Below are 6,015 nucleotides of genomic sequence, written 5' to 3'. Positions count from 1 at the left end.
GTTTCATTTCGAGATTGTTGTAGAGGGGTAAACGAGGAGTTTGTTAAAGCGGAGGATTTTCTTCTGCAGGCTTGGTCTTGTTCACACCCGGTACATGCAGGTTGCTTTCGGCGACCTGGCTGCCTTCCAGCTGGGGCTGAGTGGCCCAGGTCAGGATGTCGTAGTAACGGCGGATGTTGGCCACGAAATGCACGGGTTCTCCGCCTCGGGCATAACCGTATCGGGTCTTGCTGTACCACTTTTTCTGCGAAAGACGGGGCAACATTTTTTTAACGTCGAGCCATTTATTTGGATTCAGGCCCTCGTTTTCTGCCAGTTTCCGCGCATCTTCCAAATGTCCGCTACCAATGTTGTAGGAAGCGAGAGCGAACCACGTACGATCCGGCTCCACAATCGTGTCGTCCAGCTGATCCTTCACGTAGGCAAAATACTTTGCACCACCCTGAATACTCTGTCTGGCATCCAGGCGGTTGGAGACCCCCATGGCCTGGGCGGTGTTCTGGGTCAGCATCATCAGGCCGCGCACGCCGGTCTTGGAGGTAACGCCGGGCTGCCACAGTGATTCCTGATAGCCGATGGCTGCCAGCAGACGCCAGTCCACTTGTTCTTTCTTCGCAGACGCCTGGAAGTGCTTCTCGTATTTAGGCAGGCGCTCCTGCAAATGCTGGGCGAAGGTATAAGCGCCCACATAGCCCAGGACGTCAACGTGCCCGTAATAGCGGTCTTTCAAACGCTGCAAGGTGCCGTTCTTGTTGACCTTGTCGAGGTAGGCGTTGATTTCGTTGAGCAGGCTGTTGTCTTCACCGAGTGCGACGGCCCAGCGCTGTCCTTTGCCTTCGCCCAGATCGAACGCGACGCGGACGTTGGGAAAATAAACCTGATTCATCGCCAGTTCGTTGGAATCCACCAGCGTGATGTCAGTTTGGCCGTCATCGACCATTCGCAGCAGGTCAACTACCTCGACGGCGTCGGATTCTTCGTACTCAATCGCAGGATTTTGCGCTTTCAGTGCGGCCATCTGTTCAGCGTGGCTGCTGCCTTTAAGGACAGTAATGCGTTTACCCACCAGATCTGAAGGGTCAGTAGGACGCGACTGGCCGTTGCGATAAATAACCTGCGGGGTGACATCAAGGTAGGAATGAGAAAAGCGCGCCTGTTTTTTACGCTGCTCGGTATCGATCAATCCAGCGGCTGCCAGCACCGGGCCGCCCGGTTTCTGGATCTGATCGAACAACTCATCGAGGTTGTCGGCGGTTTCGATCTTCAGCTCTACGCCGAGATCTTCGGCGAAACGCTTGACCAATTCATACTCGAAACCCGTCTCCCCGTTGCGATCCTGGAAGTAGGTCGCGGGGCTGTTGCGAGTGACCACGCGCAGCACGCCGTCCTCCTTTACTCGCTCCAGTGTGTTGGGTTTATCCACACAGGCGCCGAGCATCAGGAAGAGTCCGGTTGCGATGAGCCATCTGGCACAACGAGGGCGGAAGTCTGATTGGGAAAACATCGGAGCAGTATACGCAAAGCGCACCCGTCGCCATATCTCGACAGCGAAGCTCGGGTCTGCTAGAGCACAGCCTTTCTTATGAGCAACCTGAGGGCTACGTTAACAGCAACATGACCCGCGACTTGGCCCGCCGATATGCGGACACCGTCAATCTGGCCGTTTTGGGTGCTCAAACAGTCGCTTTAGGCTAGAATGCACGGCCTCAAAGCACACCCCCTTCCCGAGGCTGTCCCGAAGATGTTGATCCTGCGCGGTGCTCCTGCCCTTTCTGCCTTTCGCCACAGCAAATTACTGGAACAACTGAAACAGAAAGTTTCAGCTGTCAGTGGCTTGTATGCCGAATTTGCCCACTTTGCCGAAGTCACTGGCGATCTGACTGGCGAGGAACAGGACGTTCTCGTTCGCATCTTGAAATACGGCCCGAGCGTGCCGGTTCAAGAGCCGAGCGGCCGGTTGTTCCTGGTGATGCCACGTTTCGGCACTATTTCGCCGTGGTCCAGCAAGGCCAGCGATATTGCCCGTAACTGCGGCCTTGCGAAGGTCCAGCGTATCGAACGCGGTATTACCTTCTATGTAGAAGGCCAGTTCAGCGAAGCTGAAGCCCAGATCATCGCCGGTTGCCTGCATGACCGCATGACGCAGATGGTGCTGGGTTCCGTACAGGAAGCCGAAGGCCTGTTCACTCACGCCGAGCCCAAGCCGCTGACGGCGATTGATGTGCTGGGCGGCGGTCGTGCCGCGCTGGAAAAAGCCAACGTCGAGCTCGGCCTGGCGCTGGCTGAAGATGAAATCGATTATCTGGTCACCAGCTTCAACGGTCTGGGGCGCAATCCTCATGACATCGAGCTGATGATGTTTGCCCAGGCTAACTCCGAGCACTGCCGTCACAAGATCTTCAACGCCAGTTGGGATATCGACGGCGAGAGCCAGGAAAAAAGCCTGTTCGGCATGATCAAGAACACCTACCAGATGCACAGCGAAGGCGTCCTGTCTGCTTATAAGGACAACGCTTCGGTGATCGTCGGCAGCGTGGCGGGTCGTTTCTTCCCGGACCCTGAAACCCGCCAGTACGGCGCGGTGCAGGAGCCTGTGCACATTCTGATGAAGGTCGAGACCCACAACCACCCGACTGCGATTGCCCCGTTCCCGGGCGCCTCGACTGGTTCCGGCGGCGAGATTCGCGACGAAGGCGCAACGGGTCGTGGTGCCAAGCCTAAAGCTGGCCTGACCGGTTTCACCGTTTCCAACCTGCAGATTCCAGGCTTCGAACAACCGTGGGAAGTGAACTACGGCAAGCCTGAGCGCATCGTGACCGCGCTGGACATCATGCTTGAAGGTCCATTGGGCGGCGCCGCGTTCAACAACGAATTCGGCCGTCCGGCCCTGACCGGTTATTTCCGTACTTTCGAACAGTCCATCAGCACGCCGCACGGCGATGAAGTTCGGGGTTACCACAAGCCAATCATGCTGGCTGGCGGTATGGGTAACATCCGTGCCGAACACGTGCAGAAAGGCGAAATCACCGTTGGCTCCAAGCTGATCGTGCTCGGCGGCCCGGCAATGTTGATCGGTCTGGGCGGCGGTGCTGCATCTTCCATGGCCACCGGTACCAGCTCTGCGGATCTGGATTTTGCTTCGGTTCAGCGTGAAAACCCTGAAATGGAGCGTCGTTGCCAGGAAGTCATCGACCGTTGCTGGCAACTGGGTGACAAGAACCCGATCAGCTTCATCCATGACGTCGGCGCGGGCGGTTTGTCCAACGCTTTCCCGGAACTGGTCAATGACGGCGGCCGCGGTGGTCGCTTCGAATTGCGTAACGTACCGAACGACGAGCCGGGCATGGCCCCGCTGGAAATCTGGAGCAACGAATCCCAGGAGCGTTATGTCCTGGCGGTTGGCGCCGAAGACTTCGAGCGCTTCAAGGCGATCTGCGAACGTGAGCGCTGCCCGTTTGCCGTAGTGGGCGAGGCGACTGCCGAACCACAACTGACCGTGACCGACAGCCACTTTGGCAACAATCCGGTTGATATGCCGCTGGAAGTACTGCTGGGCAAGGCCCCGCGCATGCACCGCAGTGCTGACCGCGAAAACGAGCTGGGCGATGATTTCGACCCAAGCGTGCTGGATATCGAAGAAAGCGTACAGCGCGTTCTGCACCACCCGGCTGTTGCCAGCAAAAGCTTCCTGATCACTATTGGTGACCGCAGCATTACCGGTCTGGTCGCTCGCGATCAGATGGTAGGCCCATGGCAGGTGCCAGTCGCTGACGTCGCCGTGACCGCGACCAGCTTCGACGTCAATACCGGTGAAGCGATGGCGATGGGCGAGCGTACTCCGCTGGCACTGCTGGACGCTCCTGCGTCGGGCCGTATGGCCATCGGCGAGACGCTGACCAACATCGCTGCTTCGCGCATCGAAAAGCTTTCCGACATCAAGATGTCTGCCAACTGGATGTCCGCTGCCGGTCATCCCGGCGAAGATGCTCGTCTGTACGACACCGTAAAAGCGGTCGGCATGGAGCTGTGTCCGGCGCTGGGCATTACCATTCCAGTGGGCAAGGACTCGATGTCCATGAAAACCCGCTGGAGCGATGAGGGCGTCGAGAAGAGCGTGACGTCGCCGCTGTCGCTGATCGTGACCGGTTTTGCACCGGTGACCGACATCCGCAAGACCATGACCCCGGAACTGCGCATGGACAAGGGCGTTACCGACCTGATCCTGATCGACCTGGGTCGTGGCCAGAACCGCATGGGTGCTTCGATCCTGGCTCAGGTTTACGGCAAGCTCGGTCGCGTAGCGCCGGATGTCGATGACTCCGAAGACCTCAAGGCGTTCTTCGCCGTCATTCAAGGTCTCAACGCCGACGGCCACCTGTTGGCTTACCACGACCGTTCCGATGGCGGCCTGTTGGTCACCACGCTGGAAATGGCGTTCGCGGGTCATTGTGGTCTGGATCTGCACATGGATGGTCTGGCTGAGACGCCGGCTGAACTGGCAGCCATCCTGTTCAACGAAGAGCTGGGTGCCGTCATCCAGGTTCGTCAGGACGCCACGCCAGACGTACTGGCTCAGTTCAGCGCGGCCGGTCTGGAAGACTGCGTCGCGGTAATCGGTCAGCCGGTCAACAACGACGAAGTGTCCATCAGCTTCAATGGCGAGCCAGTGTTCGGCGGCCAGCGTCGTCTGCTGCAGCGTCAATGGGCTGAAACCAGTTACCAGATCCAGCGCCTGCGTGATAACGCCGAGTGTGCCGATCAAGAGTTCGACGCGCTGTTGGAAGAGGATAATCCAGGCCTGACCGTCAAGTTGGGCTTCGACGTCAACGAAGACATTGCTGCGCCTTACATCAAGACTGGCGTGCGTCCGCAAGTGGCTGTGCTGCGTGAGCAGGGCGTCAACGGTCAGGTCGAAATGGCAGCTGCCTTCGACCGCGCCGGTTTCAACGCGATTGACGTACACATGAGCGATATCCTGGCGGGCCGTGTCGATCTGAACGACTTCAAAGGCATGGTTGCTTGCGGCGGCTTCTCCTACGGCGACGTACTGGGTGCTGGCGAAGGCTGGGCCAAGTCGGCACTGTTCAACAGCCGTGCGCGTGATGCGTTCCAGGGCTTCTTCGAGCGTCAGGACAGCTTCACCCTCGGCGTGTGCAACGGTTGTCAGATGTTGTCCAACCTGCACGAGCTGATTCCGGGCAGCGAGTTGTGGCCACACTTCGTGCGCAACCGCTCCGAGCAGTTCGAAGCGCGGGTAGCCATGGTGCAGATTCAGGAGTCGCCGTCGATCTTCCTGCAGGGCATGGCCGGTTCGCGTATGCCGATCGCCATTGCTCACGGTGAAGGTCACGCCGAGTTCGCCAGCGATGAAGCACTGGTCGCTGCCGATGTTTCCGGTACTGTTGCGCTGCGCTACGTCGACACCCACGGCAAGATCACCGAAGCCTACCCGGCCAACCCGAACGGTTCGCCGCGCGGCATCGGTGGTCTCACGACTCGCGACGGTCGCGTCACCATCATGATGCCGCACCCAGAGCGTGTATTCCGTGCCGTGCAAAACTCGTGGCGTCCGGAAGACTGGAACGAAGACGGTGCGTGGATGCGCATGTTCCGCAACGCCCGTGCCTGGGTGAACTAAGAAACAATGTACAAGCTCGCGTTCTTTGTACCGCCGAGTCATGTGGAACAGGTCAAAAGTGCCGTATTCGCCGCTGGTGCAGGGCGAATCGGGGCTTACGATCAGTGCTCATGGCAGGTGCTCGGCCATGGCCAGTTCCGCCCGCTGGAGGGTAGCCAGCCATTTATCGGGCAGGGCGGCGTGGTCGAGCAGGTACAGGAATGGAAAGTCGAGCTTGTCGTTGCGGATGAGTTAATTCAGCAAGTAGTGGCGGCTCTCAAGCAGAGCCACCCCTATGAAACGCCGGCCTATGAGGTTTGGCGGCTGGAAGATCTGTAATTCCCCTGTAGGAGCTGCCGAAGGCTGCGATGGCGGTGTGTCAGATTAACTGCAATCGG

3 protein-coding genes are annotated in these 6,015 nt (G+C 58.7%); 2 read left to right on the top strand and 1 reads right to left on the bottom strand.

The window, feature by feature from the left end; translation table 11 throughout:
- Nucleotides 1-43 precede the first annotated feature (43 nt).
- A complete protein-coding gene (mltF, locus tag H8S59_RS25615; RefSeq protein WP_187523244.1) occupies nucleotides 44-1,504 on the bottom strand; it encodes a membrane-bound lytic murein transglycosylase MltF in 1,461 nt (486 codons plus the stop codon).
- Between the two features lie 237 nt (nucleotides 1,505-1,741).
- On the opposite strand from mltF, the gene purL reads away from it, so the two are divergent.
- Together purL and H8S59_RS25605 are read left to right on the top strand one after the other, a co-directional pair.
- Nucleotides 1,742-5,638 (top strand): phosphoribosylformylglycinamidine synthase, encoded by a 3,897-nt coding sequence (gene purL, locus H8S59_RS25610; protein ID WP_187523243.1) that lies wholly within the window; start codon nucleotides 1,742-1,744, stop codon nucleotides 5,636-5,638.
- Nucleotides 5,639-5,644: 6 nt separating this feature from the next.
- Nucleotides 5,645-5,956, top strand: a complete 312-nt coding sequence (locus H8S59_RS25605; protein ID WP_187523242.1) for a YqfO family protein — start codon at nucleotides 5,645-5,647, stop codon at nucleotides 5,954-5,956.
- The last annotated feature ends 59 nt before the right edge of the window (nucleotides 5,957-6,015 follow it).

Origin of the sequence: Pseudomonas folii (genome assembly GCF_014357575.1) — a bacterium.
Classification (GTDB): Bacteria; Pseudomonadota; Gammaproteobacteria; order Pseudomonadales; family Pseudomonadaceae; genus Aquipseudomonas; species Aquipseudomonas folii.
This window is presented reverse-complemented; position numbering and strand designations above follow the sequence as displayed.

Excerpts from the sequence above, each read along its gene's own strand:
- mltF (WP_187523244.1), bottom strand. The coding sequence starts at position 1,504 with ATGTTTTCCCAATCAGACTTCCGCCCTCGTTGTGCCAGATGGCTCATC.
- purL (WP_187523243.1), top strand. The coding sequence starts at position 1,742 with ATGTTGATCCTGCGCGGTGCTCCTGCCCTTTCTGCCTTTCGCCACAGC.
- H8S59_RS25605 (WP_187523242.1), top strand. The coding sequence starts at position 5,645 with ATGTACAAGCTCGCGTTCTTTGTACCGCCGAGTCATGTGGAACAGGTC.